This is a genomic window from uncultured Algoriphagus sp. (assembly GCF_963974835.1).
Lineage (GTDB): Bacteria > Bacteroidota > Bacteroidia > Cytophagales > Cyclobacteriaceae > Algoriphagus.
Map to the genome: position 1 here is coordinate 188,581 of NZ_CAXBET010000006.1, position 20,209 is coordinate 208,789.

Consider the following 20,209-nt stretch of genomic DNA (forward strand, 5'->3'; position numbering starts at 1 on the left):
TAGGATGATTAGAAGCTAATGTTTAGACCTACAGTATATGATTTAGCATTTGGATAGCTGGCGTAGTCCAAACCTAAGTTTCTGTTGGAATTGGTACTTCCAGAAGAACTGTAGTTCACTTCAGGGTCAAATCCTGGATATTTTGTAAACGTCAGAAGGTTCTGCGCGCTTACATAAAGCTTAATTCGCGATACAGATATTTTATCTGAAACTGTAGATGGGAAGGTATAACCCAATGAGATGTTTTTTAATCGAGCATAACTACCGTCGTAAATCCATCGTGTTGATACTCGTTGAGAGCGGCTGAGGGTACGTTTAGGAACGTCTGTATCTGTGTTGGAAGGAGTCCATCTGTCTAATGCGCGAGTAGTTGAATTATTAGATCCAGACAACGTCTCGATTTCCAAAAGTGTGTAGCTCAGGATTTTATTTCCTTGAGATCCTTGGAAGAAAATGTTTAAATCAAATCCTTTGAAACTGAAGTCATTGTTCAATCCCCAAATGAACTTTGCTTGTCCATTTCCAATCACCGTTCTGTCATCTGAGTTAAGTGTACCATCAGGATTCCCGGTAAGTTGTCCGTTTGCATCTTTTTCCCCATCAATGTCCCGGAATTTTTCACCACCTGCTACCTGCTCAAATCCACCTCCCGGCAGGAAATCATCACCTTCCTGATAAACTCCATCATAAACCCATCCATAAAAACTACCGACAGGTTCACCTACGCGGAGAATTTGAGTTTGTCCTAGGCCAATCAAATGTCCTGGCCCTGAGCCATATAGAATGTCATTTCCGTCAGGAAGTTCTAATACTTTGTTCCTGTTGAAAGAAATGTTGAATCCGGTATTCCATTGGAATGCACCTGTTGTATTCACCGTGTTTAGTGCAAATTCAAAGCCTTTATTTTCAACTTTACCTAGATTTTGCAATTGGCTTGAGTAGCCTGAATAGGAAGGAAGCGGCACAGAGAACAACAGGTCAGAAGTAACACTTCTATAATAATCTGCTGTAATATTTAGCCTGTTTTCAAAGAATGAGATATCAGCTCCTAAGTCAAACTGCCGGGTTGTTTCCCAGGTCAAATCATCGTTAGCAACAGTTGTTGGCCTTACCGCATTTACAGGAACACCATCAATGATAGTGTATGATGTAGAGAATCTGGCAAGGGTCTGATAAGGTGAAATTGCCTGATTACCTGTCAAGCCATAACTTGTTCTCAATTTGAAATCAGAGATGAAGTCGACGTTTTGCATGAAATTTTCATCCTTCATGTTCCAGGCAAAAGCACCGGATGGAAAAAATGCCCATTTGTTGTTCTTACTGAAATTGGAAGATCCGTCATATCGTGCATTAAATGTGAGCAGATACTTACTGTTAAATGAGTAATTAATTCTGCCAAATACAGAAGCGATCTGCGTTTCCGAAAAAGAAGAACTAGGGATTTTTGGAACTGCTCCTCCACCTAGATTCCAGAAAGAAACTGAGTTTGTAATGAATGATTGAGATCCTGCAGCCCAATAATTGTCAGTGGACTTTTGAATAGAATATCCTCCTAGCGCTGTCAGCGTATTAGTTGGATTGATTTTCCAATTATAAGTCAGGTAGTTTTCATTGATGATATCTGTGTTTTTTCCTGAGCTTATAGTAGCGTCACCATTTACATTCCTACCAGCATAGAGAGTGGTAGGTACAAAAACACCGGTTCTGTAATTATCAGTTTTTACGCCGAGCGTAGTTTTGAAAGACAGTGCTTCTGTAATGTCATAGTTGATGAAAAGATTTCCCTGCAAAAGATCTGCGAGTGTTTCTTCTTCTCTTTGGGTTGCCACTGCATATGGATTATCAATTGGGTCTCCTATTGAGGCCAAAGTAAAACTTCCGTCCTCATTGGTAACAGGAAGATCAGGCATAAATCTAAGCGACGAACCAACAACACCAGCCCCACCGGCACCTGCAGAGCCTTCTTGTGTCACGACACCATTTCTTCCAGTTCTTCTAGCAAGAAGATTTAGGCCGACAGTAATTTTTTCCGAAACATTGAAATTTAAATTACTTGTTACTGCATATCTCTTGAAGTCTGAACCTATAATGACTCCATCTTGGTCAAAAAAGGATCCGGAAACGTAATAATTTGTTTTATCAGATCCTCCAGATACGGAAAGTTGATAGTTTTGAATTCCCCCTGTTCTAAAAATTTGGTCTTGCCAATCTGTGTCGGCTCCATGATCTACATAGTCTGGGATAACTTCCCGGGTATAGTCTAAAAATTGATCAGCATTAAGTAGATCTAGTCTGTTAATTTCTTTCTGTGAGGAATAGGAAGTGTTAAAGTCAACCTTCGCTTTTCCAACTGTTCCCTTTTTGGTGGTTACCATTATCACGCCATTTGCACCTCTAGATCCGTAAATCGCTGTGGCGGACGCATCTTTCAATACTTCAATAGACTGAATGTCCTCAGATGGAGGTAGTGTTCCTCCGATAAATCCATCTACTACATAAAGAGGATCACTACTTGCATTTATAGAATTACCACCACGGATACGCACCTTGAGTGCTCCCCCCGGATCTCCGTTATTTGCTTGTACACTTACACCTGCTGCACGTCCCTGGAGTGCCTGTGTAGCATTTGCTACAGGAAAAGCGGTAAGTTCCTGGGCTTTCACTGAGGATACGGACCCAGTCAAATCACTTTTCTTTGTTGTTCCATATCCTACAACCAATACTTCATCTAGCTGTGAAATGTCTGTTTCCAATACAACATTGTAAACATTAGATGAATTTACCATTACCTCCTTTGATTTCATTCCTATGAATGAGAATACTAAAGTTGAGCCTTCACTTGTGGATATGGTATAGTTTCCATCTATATCGGTAGTAGTGCCTACAGTCGTTCCTTTTATCACGATACTGACACCGGGCATTGTCTCCCCTGAGTCAGAAGTGACTGTGCCTGAAACTGACTTGCTTTGGGCGACAAGTGCACCCGCACTCACAAGCATCATAAGAATAAATGCCCATAGGAATCGATTCTTTTCTGGGGTTAAAAGTTTCTTCATATTAAATGATTTTGGGTTTTGATGTTAAATTAATGTGCAATCGATTGCATTTTAAGTATAAAACTTATTCTCTCAAAATTTTTATCGATTAATTTTAAAAATCAATGGTTTATAGGTTTATAGAAGTCTAATTGTAAGTTTTTCACTTCAATTATTGAATAATTGTTTTCTAAAAAATTTAATAATCATACAATCGATTGTCTAAAAAATTATGACAATTATGTCCTCTTTACTAATTACCAGGTTGCATCATTATTTATTTAACAATTGTTAGTTTTGATACAACTTCAGTTTTAATGTTTTGCAAAAAAGGTTTGTCAGTAAATCGCAACTTTGCAGAATGCTATAAATACTATTACTCTAAAATTCTTTTATGAAATTTGAACACTTTGCTCTCAATGTCCCGGACGCTACATCAACTTCTCTTTGGTACGAAGAGCATCTGGGTCTTACAGTAAAAAAGAAAATGGTTGAATCTCCATTTATGACTTTTTTGGCAGATGATAGTGGTACAGTAATGCTGGAAATCTATACAAACCCAAAAGGGCAAACCTTGGATTTTGATAAATTTCATCCATTGACAGTTCATTTAGCTTTGGTTTCAGATGACCCTATAGCTGATAAAAATAGATTGTTAGAAGCAGGTGCTACTGAGGTTTCAGATGATGTTTTACCTGATGGATCACATCTTGTAATGTTGCGAGATCCCTGGGGTATTTGTTTGCAGCTGTGTAAAAGAACTACGCCAATGATCTGATTGATTACTCACGGCATTTTTGCCTTGGATCAATTAATAGTTTTTTTAACAAAACAGCCAAAAGTGAATCATTGATTTTATCTTAGGGGATATCACTCTTAGAATCCAACTTTTCAATGGCCGATCTTTTAATTCCCTTCGAACAGATTAGTAATACTCTGAAAGAAATATTGCTTCAATACGGATTTTCAGAAGAGCGGGCAGAGCGATGTGGTTTACTTTTTGCCAAAGCTGATCTGGATGGAGTACGCTCACATGGCGTAAATCGCTTTTTCCTTTTTCTGGACTTTATCAAAAAAGGGTTGGTCTTTCCTGACAAGGAACCCATTGCATTAAGTCAATTGGCGATGTTTGAGCGCTGGGACGGGCAGCAAGGTGTGGGTAATCTTAATGCTGACTTTGCTATGAACCGAGCCGTCAAACTTTCCAAGGAATTTGGAATCAGCTGTGTCACGCTGCAAAACACCAACCACTGGATGCGTGGTGGGAATTTCGGTTGGCAGGCTGTGGAAGCTGGATGTATTGGGATTTGCTTCACCAATACCATTCCCAATATGCCTGCTTGGGGCGGGAGTGAACCAAAAGTTGGAAATAATCCCCTGGTCATCGCGGTTCCTAGGGAAAAAGGACCAGTAGTTCTTGATATGGCTTTTACACAATTTGCCTACGGAAAGCTTAGCATAGCAAAAGATAAAGGTGAGCAGATGTCCTTTGAAGCCGGATTTGATGATAATGGAAATCTAACTAAGGACCCAGGAACAGTAATTAATAATCATTTGGGATTGCCGATTGGACTTTGGAAAGGCTCAGGTCTTAGTATGGTGTTGGATTTGTTGGCAGCTGTTCTTTCTGGAGGAAATGCTTCATTTGAAGTGGGAAAGTCTGGACATGAAAGTGCTGTTTCGCAGGTTTTTCTTTGCTTCGATCCAGCTAAACTTGAGCTCACAGAATGGATGGAAACTAAAGCTGATGCGCTGATTGAAGACCTGAAAAACTCATCGACTTTTGACGGGAAATCAGTCAGATTCCCAGGAGAAAACACGTTGGAAACCCGAAATAAAAATCTAAAAAATGGAGTTCCGATCTCTGAAAAACTTTGGGACGAGCTTCAAAATGAATTAAAATAATGCGAAAATTTAAAATAGGAATAGTTGGAACAGGTGCAATAACAGGCAAGCATGCAGATGCGATCAAGGAAATCGAAAATGCGGAATTGGTAGCACTTTGCAGTAGTTCACCCGATCGGGCAAAAGTTGCCAAGGACAAATTCGGGGTTGATACTTACTCCGATGTTTCCGCTTTTTTGACACATCCAGAGCTCGACATTGTATGCATATGCACCGCAAGCGGAAATCACATGGAGGCTGGTTTACTAGCGGCTAAAGCGGGAAAGCACTTGTTGATAGAAAAGCCTATTGAAATCAATTTGATTAGAGCAGATCAGTTGATCGATGCTTGTGAAGAAAATGGAGTGAAGCTTGGGGTGATTTTCCAAAATCGATTTTCATCGGATTATTTAAAACTCAAAGCAGCGGTCCAGGAAGGCAGGTTTGGGAAACTTCTAATGGGAAATGCTCATGTGAATTGGTACAGAGCTCCTGAATATTACAGTAATAGCCCATGGAAAGGAACGCTGGAAGGAGATGGAGGCGGAGCGTTTATGAATCAGGGGATTCACACTTTTGATTTGTTACTCGATATAATGGGTGATGTGAAGTGTGTGTTTGCAAAAGTAAAAACCTCGCTACATCCTATAGAAGGAGAAGATCTGGGGGCAGCTTTGGTGACTTTTGAGAATAAAGCCTTGGGAAATATTACGGCTTCGACGGCTTTATATCCAGGCTTACCTGAGCGATTGGAGATTTTTGGAAAATGTGGAAGCGCCGTTTTGGAAGCCGGAAAACTGACTCAATGGAGTATTCAAGGAGAAGAGCCTGAGCCAATTATTGCTGATACTAATTCTGGTTCTGGGGCAGCTGATCCTATGGCAATTGGCCATACGCTTCACAAAGCTCAATGGGAGCATTATCTACATGCTGTAGAAAATAATGAACCGGTATTGGTAGAAGGAAATATGGCCCGGAAATCAGTTGAATTGATCCGAGCCATTTATAAGTCTTCAGAACTAGAAAAGGAAGTAGAACTCCCTTTTATAGATCATGCCTAAAGCGAAACACCTCTTTTCCAAGGGATAAAGTCATCTTGGCCGAGAATCATTGCTTTCGACTTTTCTTCTCCGCTGGCTACTTTGATTACTTTCTCGAGGATTTCTTCGCCCATTTGCTGGATGTTTTTCTCTCCGGAAATCACAAATCCTGTATTAATATCTATGATATCAGGCATACGCTCGGCTAGCTTGTGATTGGAGGAAACTTTGATTACAGGAGTTACCGGATTTCCTGTAGGAGTGCCCAGGCCTGTCGTGAAAAGGATCATATTTGCGCCGGCACCGGCCATTGCAGTTGTACTTTCTACATCATTTCCAGGGGTACAAAGCAAATTTAAACCCGGTGTATTTACGTATTCTCCATAATCGAGTACATCGGTTACTGGAGAAGTACCACCTTTTTTGGCGGCGCCGGAAGATTTCATTGCATCAGTGATCAGACCGTCTTTGATATTCCCTGGGCTTGGATTCATGTCAAAGCCGGAACCTGAAGCTTCAGCAGCAGCGGCATACAGCCGCATCAATGTGGAAAAACGTTCAGCCTTTTCATCAGATACACATCTGTTAATCAGCTCTTGCTCCACTCCGCAAAGCTCTGGGAATTCAGAAAGTATGGCTGTTCCACCCAATGCAACTATCAAATCAGCGGCATACCCTACAGCAGGATTTGCTGAGATTCCGGAGAATCCATCCGATCCACCACACTCCAAGCCCACAACCAATTTGCTCAAAGGAGCTTGTTGACGTGTTTGAGTATTCGCATCAGCCATTCCAATAAATGTTTCCTTGATTGCTCGGGTGAGCATCTGCTGCTCAGTTCCCTCTACTTGCTGTTCCAGAATGATCAAAGGCTTTTTGAAATCTGGATTGATTAGGCGAAGCTTTTCCTCCATAAAAGAAGACTGAGCATTTTGGCAGCCTAAGCTTAAGATTGTTGCCCCAGCTACATTTGGATTATTGATATAGCCAGCTATAAGAGCACACAGAGCTTGAGAGTCAGTTCTTGTGCCGCCACAACCCACTTGATGATTTAGGAATTTAATTCCGTCTATATTTTCAAAAAGTTTCTCTTCAGCTTTTTCTGCAAATATCTCAACAGCGACAGTATCGAAAGAATCCTTTTGTCCGGACTTATAGAGGCTGGCCATTTCTCTAACCATCTTTTTAAATGGATTTGGCTTACCAAAACCAAGCTCCTCCAGAAAAGCATCTTTGATGATATCCACGTTTCTATTTTCGCAGAAAACCATCGGAATGACCAACCAATAATTTCCTGTTCCTACCTGTCCATCGGGACGGTGATAACCCATAAAACTTTTGTCCTTGAATTTGCTGATGTCAGGAGCATCCCATTGATAATCGCCAGATTTTTTACCAAAATCCTCCGCTTCGTGAGTTACGTTTTGGGTGCTAAGAACTCCTCCGGAGGGAATATTTGAAAGAGTTTTGCCTACAATTCCTCCATACATGTAGACCTGCTCGCCCTTGGTTAAGTCGTTGATAGCGAATTTGTGTTTTGCAGGAACATTGTCCTTGAGAATGATTTTTAAGTCTTTATGTTCGACAGTATCACCGGAAATTAGGTCCTGCAAAGCGACCAAAACATTGTCTTTGGGATGAATTTGTAACGTTTTATGGTTCATTGGAAATTATCATTATATTGCGCAATCGATTGCGCAATCGATTGCGCAATTCAAATTATTCTTACGCAATAACGGAAATGGTTAGTAAAAAATGAAACTCTTATAAGCTGGGCAAAATCAAAAGATTCCATTCTCAAACTAGAGTTATGAGTTAGCGGGATTTTTATTTTAATAACTTCAATTCTATTCTTAGGCTAGATATACCATTAATCAGAAAGACTAAATCGATTCCGTAAATCAACCTAACATATAAGCTTAGAAACACCTATTATTGTATAGTATGTTTTTACGTTCAATAAACCCATGAAATCGAGCATGACGAAAAACGTCATACATTGGAGCGACTATCTACCTTGCGAGATTCCATCTGAAATTGAAATGACAAAGTTAATATGCAGATGAAAATCAAAATACTTCAACTAATTTCCTTTTGTGCCGCAGTAATGGTCTTTTTTTCGTGCCAGTCCACCAGCGAAAAAAGAATCATCAAACTTGGTCATGGGCTTGGGATAACACACCCTGTTCATGAATCCATGCTTTTTTTAGCGAAGAAAGTAGAAGAAAAATCAGGAGGGAAATTGGTGGTAAAAGTTTACCCAAATCAACAGTTGGGTAGTGAGCGTGAGCTTGTAGAATTACTACAGATAGGAAGTTTGGGCATGACAAAAGTGTCTTCAGCGGCATTGGAAGGTTTTGCTCCGACCATGCAGGTTTTTGGGATGCCATATCTTTTCAGGGATGATGCACATCAGTTAGCAGTTTTGAACGGGGAGATAGGCAAAAAGCTTTTGCTAGATCCTCAGAAATATTTATTGAGAGGTCTCTGCTACTATGATGCTGGCAAACGTAGTTTTTATACTAAAACAAAGCCGGTAGAAACGCCTGCGGATCTTTCGGGATTAAAAATCAGGGTAATGGAAAGCAATACTGCTTCCAACATGGTAAAAAGTCTTGGAGGTTCACCCACTCCAGTTTCCTATGGGGAACTTTACACTGCATTGCAGCAAGGAATAGTAGATGGTGCGGAAAATAATGCACCGAGTCTCTATACTTCCAAGCATTATGAGGTGTGCAAGTTTTACAGTATAGATGAGCATACTGCACTTCCTGATGTGATGATAGTAAGTACCAAAGTATGGGAAAGCCTGAATAAAGAGGAGCAACAGTGGCTTCAGGAAGCGGCTGATGAATCTGCTGTATACGAGTATAAAGTATGGGCAGAGTCTACAGAGGAATCATTGAGTGAAATGAAAAAGGCAGGAGTAACCATTACCTATCCTGATAAGGAGCCTTTTAGGGAAGCTGTGGAGTCCATGTATTCTGATCTCCAGGTACAGCAACCAGAAATTTATAAAATTGTGGAGCAAATCCGCGCAGTTAAATAATACTTAACCCAAAGTATCAACCTATGTTTTCACCCCAAACCAAGCTAAATCTGGACAAATGGATAGCCCATTTCCTAGTTGTTTTGATGGCGTTAATGGTACTTAATGTCACATGGCAGGTGGTCTCCCGTTACATTTTTCAAAATCCAAGTTCATTTACAGACGAACTTTCACGCTATATGTTGATCTGGGTAGGTATGCTTGGAGCTGCTTACGTAGCGGGTAAAAATGAGCATTTGGCCATAGATATTCTCCTCACCAAACTGGAAGAAAAAGCGCAGGATAAATTGATGATTTTGATCAATTCCTGCATTCTGATTTTTGGACTGGTGGTAATGGTGATTGGAGGCTCAAATCTTGTATACTTGACTTTTATCCTAGAGCAAAAATCAGCAGTTCTCCAGATTCCTCTGGCATATATTTATGGAATAATCCCTTTTAGCGGGCTATTGGTTATTTATTACCAGTTAGTCTCAATTAAATTTTTGACCACTGTTAAATCTGCTGTGTAATGGAGGTTTTAAGCGTATTAGTATTAGTACTTTCTTTCGTGTTTTTTCTAGGAATAGGCGTTCCAGTGGCTTGGAGTCTTGGACTTTCCAGCATGCTAACCCTAATGGTAACAGTGCAGACTATGCCGGCAATCACGACCATCGCCCAGCGTATGGGGACAGGTTTGGACAGTTTTTCCTTATTGGCAATTCCTTTTTTCATTCTTGCAGGAGAATTGATGAACCGGGGAGGGATAGCCAATCGACTGATAGAATTTGCAAAAGCCTTGACAGGCAGAATGCGGGGAGGATTGCTTCACGTGAACATCATTGCAGCGATGTTAATGGGGGCGATTGCAGGTTCGGCTGTGGCAGCTGCCTCTTCAATGGGCGGTATTTTGGGTAAAAGGATGGAGAAAGAAGGGTATCCAAAAGAACTTGGAGCGGCAGTGAATATTACTTCTTCCACCACAGGATTGATCATTCCCCCTTCCAATGTATTGATAGTGTATTCTCTTGCATCAGGTGGAGTATCTGTGGCAGCTTTGTTTGTTGCAGGTTATTTGCCAGGTCTCTTGGTTGGGCTGATGCTTATGGTCACAGCGGCAATTATGATAAGAATTCATAAACTTCCTGCAGGTGAAAGCTCTTCATTGAGTCTGATTTTGAAAACGTTCTGGGAGGCAGTTCCAAGTTTATTCCTTCTTATTGTCGTAATAGGTGGGATTATCGGGGGAGTATTCACTGCGACTGAAGCTTCTGCTATTGCGGTGGTTTACTCCTTGGTATTGTCCATGATTTATAGAGAATTGAAAGTAAAAGACCTGCCTTCAGTCTTGTTGAAATCAGCAGAGACTACAGCAGTAGTGATGCTTTTGATCGCCACTTCCATGGCGATGTCTTGGGTGATGTCCAGCGAGGAAATTCCTCAAAATATCTCCAATGCACTTCTGGGATTGAGTGATAATATTTTTATCATCCTGATAATGATCAATTTGCTGCTACTTTTTGTGGGGATTTTTATGGATATGACCCCGGCGGTATTGATATTCACTCCTATATTCCTACCTGTGGTGACAGCCTTGGGAGTAGATCCAGTCCACTTTGGTATCATGATGGTGCTTAACCTGTGTATTGGACTTTGTACTCCCCCAGTGGGCTCTATACTATTTATTGGAGTGGGAGTGGCAAACACTACCATTCAGAAGATCATGAAGCCTATGCTTCCATTCTATTTTGCAATGATTTTGGCATTGATATTAATTATGCTTTTCCCGGAAATCACACTTTGGCTTCCAAGAGTATTTGGGGTGTAAGAAATTTAGGGGGTATCAGCTATTTGATTAAGTTTATGGCATTTTTCAGTATTGCTACTAAAATATTGGTATTCAACATCTCTGAGTTTAGCGTCGCTGTCAGGGATTTTACTGTCTTTGGGGACTACTTGGTTGCTTAGTGAATTCGTTTCAATTTTCCATTTCCGAGGGGCTTGGATAGAAGCTTAGTTACTTTACTTATCCATTACTGGTTTGAAGATTGTCCTAGGCTGGCTCAATGGTAAGAATATAATCAATCAGCCTCCAATGGATATTTTGAAGGAGGACTTAAAGTTTGAAATTAGAATTATGAAATCTGAAAGGCTTGCATGAATGTGGGCCTTTTTTAGGAGGGCCGGGATATTTTCAGCGTTTCAGAGCATATTTGCGGGTAATTGAGACAATAGTTCAAGATTTAAAAGTTAAAGATTTTATAAGATGACAGCAAGTATTAGGTGGTTTGATGAATGTTAGAAACCTTCGTCAGACTACTTGAATCAAAAAAATGATAAAATGAAAAAACACTTCTTTGGATAAAATTAGTGGATTATACGTAGTGTTTAAAAGGCAAAATTGCAGTAGTTACATTTTTTCCGGCCGTAAGCACTTCACCAATTGAGTCGGCGAAGCGTAAGGTTACTGGTTGGCCATCGGCAAAAATACAAGCATTGTAATTTAATTTGGTTAAGGCGAGTACGTCTTTGCAAACCTGTTGTATTTCTGCTGATCCGCGGGTTATTTCAATTAGTATAGGATTAGGGGTCTCTAAACCGACTTGAGTTTGTAAGCGAGGTATGAATCCCTTTGTCCATAAATATGCCTTATGGGTTTCTGTTTTCATAGCCATGCCTCTAGGCACGCAAAATGAGTGATCCCGGTAGAGCTTAAACTGGCTCGTACTTTGGATACGAACACCAATAATTTGCGATCTTCCTGCCGCCATTTGAGTGAAACCAGACCATTCGTCATCATCAAAAAGGGTTTTAGCGTGGATGAAAACTTCTTTTGGATAATTTCCCTTACCTAATTTATCTTTAAAAGCTTCTAAGGACTGACTAATCATATCTGCAGCATCGTCTTTGGTAATATGGAATTCTTTTGTATCAGGATTGTACCAATCTCCTATATTGCCCCTGAATACCATTCCGTCTCCCGAGTCAATAAACATTTGTGCAGCACAACAAGCACTTCGGTTTTGAGGATCGTCATTTAATTTTTTATAGACTAGACCAAGATAACATACATCTTCCCTTATATCGCCAAGGCGCCATGGTAGCCCGCCATTTTTATAGTATAATGTTGTAGCTATATTCCAGGCTTTAGCACTATCAAATATGCGTTGTTGTGAAATTTTCTTTTCATCTTCCCATATTTCTTGATAAGCAATTGTACTTTCTCTTAAAATTTGGGTTACAATTTTATCATTTAATAATTTGGCTTTTATTTGATTATGAAAATTGACCTCGTAGTCATAGGCCTCTTGCAAATCATTAAAAAAGTCGAATAAAAAAGGTGCGGATGTGTTACGTTCTTTCTTCTTCAAACCTAGCCTAATGTTTTGAGGGGACTTAGGTATTTTGGACTTTGGTCGACCAAATTTGAAAATGTCGTCCTGTATAATTACAAACCACACGTTGACAGGTCGTTCTTCTTGTTGATGATATTTGATAAGCTCATCTGCAAACAAGTTCGATAAGTTATGTACTCGTTGATGGCCGTCTGAATATTGCAGATATTTAGTTACCTCACCTTCATTTACATTAATCTCGATGAGGTTGTCAAAATTAATATGAACTCCAAACGCGGCTTCTAAACCAGGAAAAAATGGCCTTGCAATGTCAGGGTCAGCTGATCCCACTGCCTGATGAATCCTTTTAAGGTAAGATTTAAGCCGTTCACGTTGAGTTAAACAACCAATAATACCAATGTTTATTTGCCCCTTAATTCGCTCACTATCATGTGGGCCAAATAACATTAGACCGTCTCTTGGGTCAGCCGTTCGCTGATTATGGCCGAAAGAAAGTTCAGGTTCGATTATGAAAAACAATTCAGGTTCTAATATCATATCACTATTCTAATTCAGGCTCTTCATCCATATCGTCTCGGTCTGGCTGTACAAAAAGTTCTTGTCGTTTCCAATCTTTAGGGTCGATATAGCCGAAATCTGACCAAAACGTTTCAACACTTGGTTTCATTATTATATCGGTTTCGGTGCTTGTGCTCAAAATGATATTTCCATCGCTATTTTCAATACTTTTCATAAACGCCAATAAAAGATCACGCCACTCTTCATTAAACATTAGCTTTCCTTTTTTTCGACGATGTGAATGCTGTATGTCTTTATTTTCAATAGCTTGATATCCACTTTTGCTAAATATTATATGACTTTTCAAATGAAATCCAACAAAAGGAGCTAGTGCGGTTTTCGCAGAAACAGCAAAATGCCATTTTCCAACATCTAAATGTTTTCCTATGAGATTTTTGGTTTTTGATTTAACATCTGCGCGATACGGAAAGTCAAATTTAACTTTAGAAGTCGGAAGACTTGAATACGTATGGTAATATGCAAGATTCTTATTAGACATGTCATACCAAAACATCTTTTTACTTTTGAAATAACTATGCAACGATCGTTTAAATAGTTTTTTTAAATGATTTTCTGCGTCTCGGTGAGAGGGGAAACTCTCCTTTTCATAACCCAGAATAAGATCACCTATTTTTATTTCAAATATATCTACCGGCTTTATCTGAGTCGTCCCAAAATTATCTTTTATGTCTACTTTAAGATCTTTATTAAATGTTGTAATGCAATTAGAATCTTGAACTAACAAACATCCATCATTCAAAGATGCTACAGTCGAAGCCTGCTTTTCATTTGTGAATCTCAAAATAAAAAATGAAGTTGGTAGTGACTTTACGCTCCACCAGTTCGTATAATACAATTCCTTTTTTTCAACGATCGGATTTTTTACAATATAATTATTTAGATACCATGTAGCAGCTTCATCCATGTCATGAAAATTGGCTTTAACTACATTATCCCTAATCAATTTTTTTTGTAAAACAGTCAGACCTTCTGCCCAATTTTCGCTAAACGCAATCTGGTTGAGATCTCTTGAACCTGGAAAAAGATCGTAACCAGTATCATCCATATGAAGAATTATAAAGAAATCATTTAAGTTATCGTCAGCCATCACCGACCTCGCAAAATCAATTTCCTTTTGAATTCCCGCTTTTATTTCCGTACTGTTCGGATAACAAATATGTTTAGAGTAAACAAGTAAGAATTTAGTGGCATTTATCTTTATCGCGGATTCAATGGTTTCCCAAAAAGTCTCGCCACCCAAAAGTTCTTTTTTATCTATCCATACCTTATACCCAAGTAATTCAAGTCTCGATGCTAACCAAATTGTAAATTCGTTGTCTTCAGGGGTGGCGTGGCTGATAAAAATTGTGTCTCTCATTATTGATTAAAGGGATTATGAACTAAGATACTACTTAATCTTTTAGTAAACTTACTAGTGGATAAATAGCGAATGTTAACATACATTAGTCCAATCGTTTAAACTACGAGTTCTGATTATTTGCACAACGATTTTTATTGGATTGGCCGATCATGTTTCTCAAGCTGTTAATAAGCTTTTCTTTAAGTATTCTTTGGATCATCTCCTTAACATTTTTCTTTCAACTTGCAAGGCTTTATGGTTTGGAGGAACCGAGAGAAAATTGAGAGTTGATTTAGGTCCGATGAAAAAGCAATTAAAAGTCTGGGGAAATTAAAAATAAAAAGCCCGCTTTGCAGCGAGCTTTTGTACCCAGAGCCGGAGTCGAACCGGCACGCCTTGCGGCATTGGTGTTTGAGACCAACGCGTCTACCGATTCCGCCATCTGGGCATTCGGTAAGTCTGGCCTTTCACCTGACTTGGCTCCGTCACTTGCGTAACGGGATGCAAATATGAGGAAAGAATCTTTTTTCTACAAACTCATTTTTCCACATCTTCTATCTTTTTTAAACTGAAAGCCACGGGTTTTTCTGAAAAGAGTAATTTTGTAGATGTCCAAACGGTTTTAAAAAGCTCAGAGTCACGGTATTGATTCAGCTTTTCTTCGCTTTCCCAGTGACTGTGAGTCAGGAAAATATTTTTGTCATTTTCGTCTTGCCAAAGTTCTAAGTGATGACATCCGGGAAAATTGCGGATAGATTTCTTATTTGCATGAAAGTTTTGCAGAAAATCAGCTACCCTTTCTGGTTGGAAAGTCATTCTTACTATGCGAATCAGCATCAAGGATGAAAAGTCACATAAACAACACTATCGTATTTCAATCCAAGTAAATCTCCTCCATGACCATGATTGATCCCAATTTCCAATAGATTGACACTGTTGAAGAAAGCGAAGCAATCTCCAGGCTCCACCTGATCGTATCCACTGTGTAATTTTGCCACAGACTCTCTACCGAATTCTATGGTGAATTTGCCTGGATTCAATTTGTCAAAAACCTCTTTATTCACATTAGTAATAAGATTGCCATAGCGATCCACACGCAATACATGTCCTATAATATGCTCTCGCGTGGCCTTTGGGTGACGGGACATCAGCTTGCGGAAGTTTTTCAGAGGTCCGCCAAAATCATGGATTGCAGCACCACTTGCTACCTTCGCAGCGATGGGTGCCAAAATATCTTTCGTAGGGAATGTAGAATCTTTCAAATGGATATCTGCAAATTGAACCAGAATGCCGGGATCATGATCTGCCAATAAGCTTAATATTCCATTATTCGGCCCAATAAAAATATGCTCCTCCAGCTTCACACCAATATATCCATGGGTGATACTCCCTGTCGTGTTTAGAGATACCAGATGCACGGTCCCTTTTGGGAATTCCCTGAAAGTCGATCGCAATACAAATGCTGCATGAGCTATATCAAATGTCTCGATATTATGAGAAATATCGATGATGTTTAACTGTGGATTTACGGCGAGCATTTTAGCTTTTACTGCCGGTACGTAGTAATCTTTGTCCCCAAAATCTGAGAGGAATGTCACCAATGCCATAGAAGCAAGTCAATTAAAATTTATGTACTTTTGTTTAGGAGGGGTTGGAACAAAAATAGAAATTTTATTCTTCTACCTTCAAGGATAATCTAATCAATAATAAGAGTTTGGTCGAAAAAGTAATCACATTAGAAAATGTTCCCTTGGCAGAATTTTTAGGCGAAGCCAATGAGAATATCAGGCAAATTGCCGCTGCCTTTCCCCAAAGTAAAATAATCTCCCGAGGTAATGAGATCCGAATTCAAGGTGGAGCGCCTGAGATTCTGAGAATTAACGACGTGCTTAATCTTCTGCTGGAGCATGTGGATCGCTTTGGTCATATCACCCCGGAAAATGTAAAAGATTACCTCGAAGTAGAGGGCGTTCCTTTCGAAGAAGCCAATCGTGATCAAGTAATCGTATTTGGCAACAAGGGTATAGTTATTAAGCCTAAGTCAGCCAATCAAAGAAAGCTGGTAGAATCAGCCATGCAGAATGATTTGGTTTTTGCCTTGGGTCCAGCTGGTACGGGTAAAACGTACATAGCTGTGGCGCTGGCTGTCCGGGCTTTGAAAAACAGAGAAGTTAAACGGATCATTATCACGAGGCCAGCTGTGGAGGCTGGTGAAAACCTTGGCTTTTTACCCGGAGATCTTCAGGAAAAATTGGATCCATACTTAAGGCCAATCTATGATGCACTTCAGGATATGGTGCCGCCAGAGAAGCTAAAATATTACCAGGAAACCCGAGTTATAGAAATTGCTCCACTGGCATACATGCGAGGTAGGACTCTTCATGATGCATTTGTGTTGCTTGATGAGGCGCAGAACACCACAAATGAGCAAATTAAGATGTTTTTGACCCGAATGGGGCCAAATTCGAAAGTGATCATTACGGGAGATCAGACACAGGTTGATTTGCCGGTAAGGCAAAAAAGTGGATTGGCGGAAGCATTGAAAATCCTGAAGGATGTGAAAGGAATCGGTATAGTAAACCTCAGTGGCAAGGATGTAATCAGACATAGGCTTGTAAAATCAATCATTGAAGCTTACGAGAAAGATCATTATCAAAGAGAATTACAAAAAGATGAGTCTGCAGGTAGAAAAAATAACCCATGATGAGCAGTTAAAATCTGCTTACTGGATCAGGGAGCAGGTTTTTGTGGTTGAGCAGGGAGTTGATGCCCGGGATGAATACGATGAATTTGAAAGTCAGTGCTCACATTTTCTGGCAAGTCTTGACAATAAACCGGTGGGAACGGCAAGGTGGAGATTTACTCCTAAGGGAATTAAGTTGGAACGCTTTGCGGTATTGGAGGAAGCCCGTGGGAAAGGAGTGGGGCAAGCTTTGGTTGCTGCGGTGCTAAAGGATATTAATGAATATGAAGAATCCACAGGCAAATTAAAATACCTACATGCTCAGCTGTCAGCTGTTCCACTTTATTCGAAATTTGGTTTTAATAAAGTAGGAGATATATTTGAAGAGTGTAATATTATGCACTATAAAATGCAATTGGCTTGAGTATTGCCGCTTATTAACCAACTAATTATAGAAATATGAAAAAATCAATTTTTACACTTACTCTGATTCTTGGATTGGCTGCCACAAGCTTTGGCCAAGAAGTAATCTCAAGTAGCAACGCTAATAGCCCAATGACCGGGGGATTTTCAAACGAAATTCACGTCAATTTTGTCACGTTGATATGGTTCGGATCTGTTGAAGTGGGATATGAGCGTTACTTGAGTGATGATCATTCCTTGGAATTTAAAGGTTTTATCAATGACCGTTTTGGATTCAATAACGAGAATAAAGGGAAGAAATATAAAACAAACTCTCTTCAGGCATCCATGAATTTCTATTTTGGAAATGGTAGCAACGGTAGGTTTTTTATTTTCCCATTGGCTAAAGTAAGATTTGGTGATTTTGAAGAACCTAATGGAACTGATATAATTACAACGGATATGACCGCTTTTATCATAGGCGCAGGAGCTGGATATAAGTGGGAATTGTCTCAGAATTTTGCATTCGGACCATTCGCAAGCGTAGGAAGAAACTTCAGCGACGATGTCACAGACCGCTTTAGCGGAATAGAATTAAATGCAGGATTTAATCTTGGATATAGATTCTGATAATTCATTTATATGATTATCCGCAATGATACAAGTAGGCTTAGATTCTTTGCTTATTTATTAAGAAGACTGAAATTGACCTCAATTATAAAATTTAATATATCCTAGATTGCTTTGGCCTTTCAACAGGTAGGAAACCGGATATTCTATTTATTTGAAATTGTAATATTTAATAGAGCCCATTAGGGCTCTTTTTTTATGTAAGAAGGTCTAGCACAGAATTATACATTTGATTTAAAAATTAAGTAAATTAATTCTTTAATTTTTTAAAGATGAGATTTGCTGACTTTCCATTTTTAAGGTATCTGCCATTTGTTTTAGTAGGGATTTTCTTAGGCCAATCAGAATGGTCTCCTGATGTCAGAACCCTGACAATTATTCTGGGCATGCTTTGGCTAGGATATGTGATAGTTGTTTCTATCCAGTCAAAAAGAAAATCTACAACTGAAGTCAGCCCATTGGCTTACCTTGCATTGATTGCTTTTGGAGCACTATTGGTTCAGAATAAACATGTGCATTCGGATTTCAGCCCAGATATTTTACAAGCAGAATCATACCTAGCTGAAGTCACCGTGTACGATCAGGAAAAACCAAATTCCCTCGAGAATCTATTGGAGGTAAAATCTGTACGGATCGATGGTACATGGCAGGACGCCCATGGAAAAGTTTTAATTTATCATCAAAGTGATTCTTCATTAGCTCCAGGGCAGATTCTTCTCGTAAGCAAAAAACCTCAGCCAATAGATAGTCCTCAGAATCCCTTTGAGTTTGATTACAAGCAATATTTGTCTAGGCAAGGAATTTACTATCGGCAGTTTCTGGGAAAGGATTTTCAACTAATCCAAAATCATTCTAAGAAGGGATTTGATTATTCTTTAGTCCATTTGAGGCACAGGATAGGAGAGATGCTGAAAGCCAAAATTCCAGACGAGAACTCAGCACAAATTACACTTGCTTTACTCTTAGGACAGAAAAAGGAACTTGATCCAACCATCCGGGAAGCTTACACTCAGGCTGGAGTCATGCATATTCTGGCAGTTTCTGGTCTTCATGTTGGGATTATTTATGCGCTGTTTATCGTGATTTTGAAGCCGCTCAGGTTGAAGAAAGAGAAAGCAAGGATGTATTTGCTTTTCGTCATTCTAATAATCTGGTTGTATGCTTTCCTCACAGGCTTGTCACCTTCGGTTGTTCGTGCGGCCACGATGTTTTCCTTAATGACATTCGGACAAATGAGGGAGCGTCGCCCTTCGATCTATAATATTCTTGCTTTTTCAGCTATTCTGATGATTACAATAAACCCGGATGTGATCTTCGAAGTAGGCTTTCAATTATCCTATTTGGCAGTGTTGGGCATAGTGATGATACAGCCTTTGATTTTGAATTTATGGTTGCCAAAGAAAAGGGTTTTAGAATACATTTGGCAATTGACATCCGTCAGCCTAGCTGCACAGTTAGTCACTTTCCCTCTTTCTGTTTATTACTTTCATGTCTTCCCAACTTACTTTTTGCTGGGTAATCTGCTGATACTTCCGCTGGCTTTTGTGATCATGCAAGTCGGTGTTCCTTTGATGATGTTTGGGTGGATTCCAGTATTGGGTGATGTATTGGGTTGGGTTTTAAGCTGGTTGATATGGTTACAAAATTGGATTGCTGAAGCCATTCGATTAATTCCCGGTGGAAAATTGGATAGACTTACCATGGATTTCTCAGGAATGATTCTGGTATGGGGAGTGATTTTAATTATTGCAGCTTGGGAGTTCGGTTCCAAAAGAAAATTGACTTGGCTGGGGTTGAGTCTTCTTTTTTTCTGGGCTGGAACACAGCTTTATCAGGGGTTAAAAGTTCCTTCCAAAGAACTGATTATTTATCAGGGAAAGAAATCTCAGCTTTTCGATGTTTCAATTTCAGGAGAATTGTATTCTTGGAATCAAGGATTAGAAGAAAACGAAATAAGTTACTCAGTAGAACCCAATCGGGTTCAAAATCATTGGGCACAGATTCCAAATTCATTAATGGCTTATCAGGATGATTTAGGAGAAGTTGGTTTTATAAATACAGATTTTGCTTTTTACCTAAAGAATAAAAAGCTGACCTTTAAAATTCCTCCTCGGTCCATTCAGTTATGGTCGGAAGGTAGCTGGATCGATTCTCCAATTTCAGATTCACTAGCTATTGATTCCTTAGTCTACCGAATACTTTTCTGAGTTAGATTTTGCAAACCCTGCTATTG

16 protein-coding genes and 1 tRNA gene are annotated in these 20,209 nt (G+C 39.5%); 10 read left to right on the forward strand and 7 right to left on the reverse strand.

From position 1 onward, the window contains the following. Positions 1–8: 8 nt before the first annotated feature. Positions 9–3,056, reverse strand: coding sequence for a TonB-dependent receptor (locus tag AACZ73_RS13625; RefSeq protein WP_339878629.1), 3,048 nt, complete (start codon positions 3,054–3,056; stop codon positions 9–11). A gap of 373 nt (positions 3,057–3,429) precedes the next feature. On the opposite strand from AACZ73_RS13625, the gene AACZ73_RS13630 reads away from it, so the two are divergent. The 3 genes from AACZ73_RS13630 to AACZ73_RS13640 all read left to right on the forward strand — a co-directional run bounded on the left by AACZ73_RS13630 (position 3,430) and on the right by AACZ73_RS13640 (position 5,980). Further along, positions 3,430–3,813 carry a VOC family protein gene (locus AACZ73_RS13630; RefSeq protein WP_339878631.1) on the forward strand — a complete coding sequence of 128 codons (384 nt, stop codon included), beginning with the start codon at positions 3,430–3,432 and terminating at the stop codon, positions 3,811–3,813. A 116-nt stretch (positions 3,814–3,929) separates the two neighbouring features. Then, entirely contained in the window at positions 3,930–4,940 is a 1,011-nt protein-coding gene (yiaK, locus tag AACZ73_RS13635; protein ID WP_339878633.1) for a 3-dehydro-L-gulonate 2-dehydrogenase, read from the forward strand. Further along, entirely contained in the window at positions 4,940–5,980 is a 1,041-nt protein-coding gene (locus AACZ73_RS13640) for a Gfo/Idh/MocA family oxidoreductase (RefSeq protein ID WP_339878634.1), read from the forward strand. Before yiaK ends, AACZ73_RS13640 begins: the two co-directional genes overlap by 1 nt. On the opposite strand, the gene AACZ73_RS13645 is transcribed toward AACZ73_RS13640, so the two are convergent. Continuing rightward, on the reverse strand, positions 5,977–7,623 hold the full coding sequence (locus AACZ73_RS13645) for an altronate dehydratase family protein (RefSeq protein ID WP_339878635.1): 1,647 nt from the start codon (positions 7,621–7,623) through the stop codon (positions 5,977–5,979). The two genes, AACZ73_RS13640 and AACZ73_RS13645, sit on opposite strands and share 4 nt — an antisense overlap. Positions 7,624–8,021: 398 nt before the next feature. Here AACZ73_RS13645 and AACZ73_RS13650 point away from each other — a divergent pair, with 398 nt between their 5' ends. From AACZ73_RS13650 to AACZ73_RS13660, 3 genes are read left to right on the forward strand one after another with little or no spacing between them, the layout of a single operon-like run. Then, positions 8,022–9,008: a TRAP transporter substrate-binding protein gene (locus AACZ73_RS13650; RefSeq protein WP_339878636.1), complete on the forward strand. Its 987-nt coding sequence runs from the start codon at positions 8,022–8,024 to the stop codon at positions 9,006–9,008. A 23-nt stretch (positions 9,009–9,031) separates the two neighbouring features. Next, a complete protein-coding gene (locus AACZ73_RS13655; protein ID WP_339878638.1) occupies positions 9,032–9,520 on the forward strand; it encodes a TRAP transporter small permease in 489 nt (162 codons plus the stop codon). Continuing rightward, the gene (locus tag AACZ73_RS13660) at positions 9,520–10,815 is read left to right on the forward strand and encodes a TRAP transporter large permease (protein ID WP_339878640.1); all 1,296 of its coding nucleotides are present in this window, start codon (positions 9,520–9,522) and stop codon (positions 10,813–10,815) included. Before AACZ73_RS13655 ends, AACZ73_RS13660 begins: the two co-directional genes overlap by 1 nt. A 547-nt stretch (positions 10,816–11,362) precedes the next feature. Here the strand turns inward: AACZ73_RS13660 and AACZ73_RS13665 are convergent. The 5 genes from AACZ73_RS13665 to AACZ73_RS13685 form a co-directional block, all read right to left on the reverse strand. Further along, the gene (locus AACZ73_RS13665) at positions 11,363–12,880 is read right to left on the reverse strand and encodes a hypothetical protein (protein WP_339878641.1); all 1,518 of its coding nucleotides are present in this window, start codon (positions 12,878–12,880) and stop codon (positions 11,363–11,365) included. A gap of 4 nt (positions 12,881–12,884) precedes the next feature. After that, on the reverse strand, positions 12,885–14,279 hold the full coding sequence (locus AACZ73_RS13670) for a toll/interleukin-1 receptor domain-containing protein (RefSeq protein WP_339878643.1): 1,395 nt from the start codon (positions 14,277–14,279) through the stop codon (positions 12,885–12,887). Positions 14,280–14,627: 348 nt separating this feature from the next. Further along, positions 14,628–14,709 (reverse strand) — tRNA-Leu (locus AACZ73_RS13675). An 89-nt stretch (positions 14,710–14,798) separates the two neighbouring features. Next, positions 14,799–15,098, reverse strand: coding sequence for an antibiotic biosynthesis monooxygenase family protein (locus AACZ73_RS13680; protein WP_339878645.1), 300 nt, complete (start codon positions 15,096–15,098; stop codon positions 14,799–14,801). Further along, positions 15,098–15,868, reverse strand: a complete 771-nt coding sequence (locus AACZ73_RS13685) for an SAM-dependent chlorinase/fluorinase (RefSeq protein ID WP_339878647.1) — start codon at positions 15,866–15,868, stop codon at positions 15,098–15,100. The genes AACZ73_RS13680 and AACZ73_RS13685 overlap by 1 nt, the downstream gene beginning before the upstream one ends. A gap of 107 nt (positions 15,869–15,975) precedes the next feature. On the opposite strand from AACZ73_RS13685, the gene AACZ73_RS13690 reads away from it, so the two are divergent. The 4 genes from AACZ73_RS13690 to AACZ73_RS13705 all read left to right on the forward strand — a co-directional run bounded on the left by AACZ73_RS13690 (position 15,976) and on the right by AACZ73_RS13705 (position 20,183). Continuing rightward, entirely contained in the window at positions 15,976–16,965 is a 990-nt protein-coding gene (locus AACZ73_RS13690) for a PhoH family protein (protein WP_339878649.1), read from the forward strand. Then, positions 16,934–17,368, forward strand: a complete 435-nt coding sequence (locus AACZ73_RS13695) for a GNAT family N-acetyltransferase (RefSeq protein ID WP_339878651.1) — start codon at positions 16,934–16,936, stop codon at positions 17,366–17,368. The genes AACZ73_RS13690 and AACZ73_RS13695 overlap by 32 nt, the downstream gene beginning before the upstream one ends. Positions 17,369–17,403: 35 nt before the next feature. Then, positions 17,404–17,976, forward strand: coding sequence for a DUF3575 domain-containing protein (locus tag AACZ73_RS13700; protein ID WP_339878652.1), 573 nt, complete (start codon positions 17,404–17,406; stop codon positions 17,974–17,976). Positions 17,977–18,248: 272 nt separating this feature from the next. Next, positions 18,249–20,183, forward strand: coding sequence for a ComEC/Rec2 family competence protein (locus AACZ73_RS13705; protein ID WP_339878653.1), 1,935 nt, complete (start codon positions 18,249–18,251; stop codon positions 20,181–20,183). Positions 20,184–20,209: the final 26 nt, after the last annotated feature.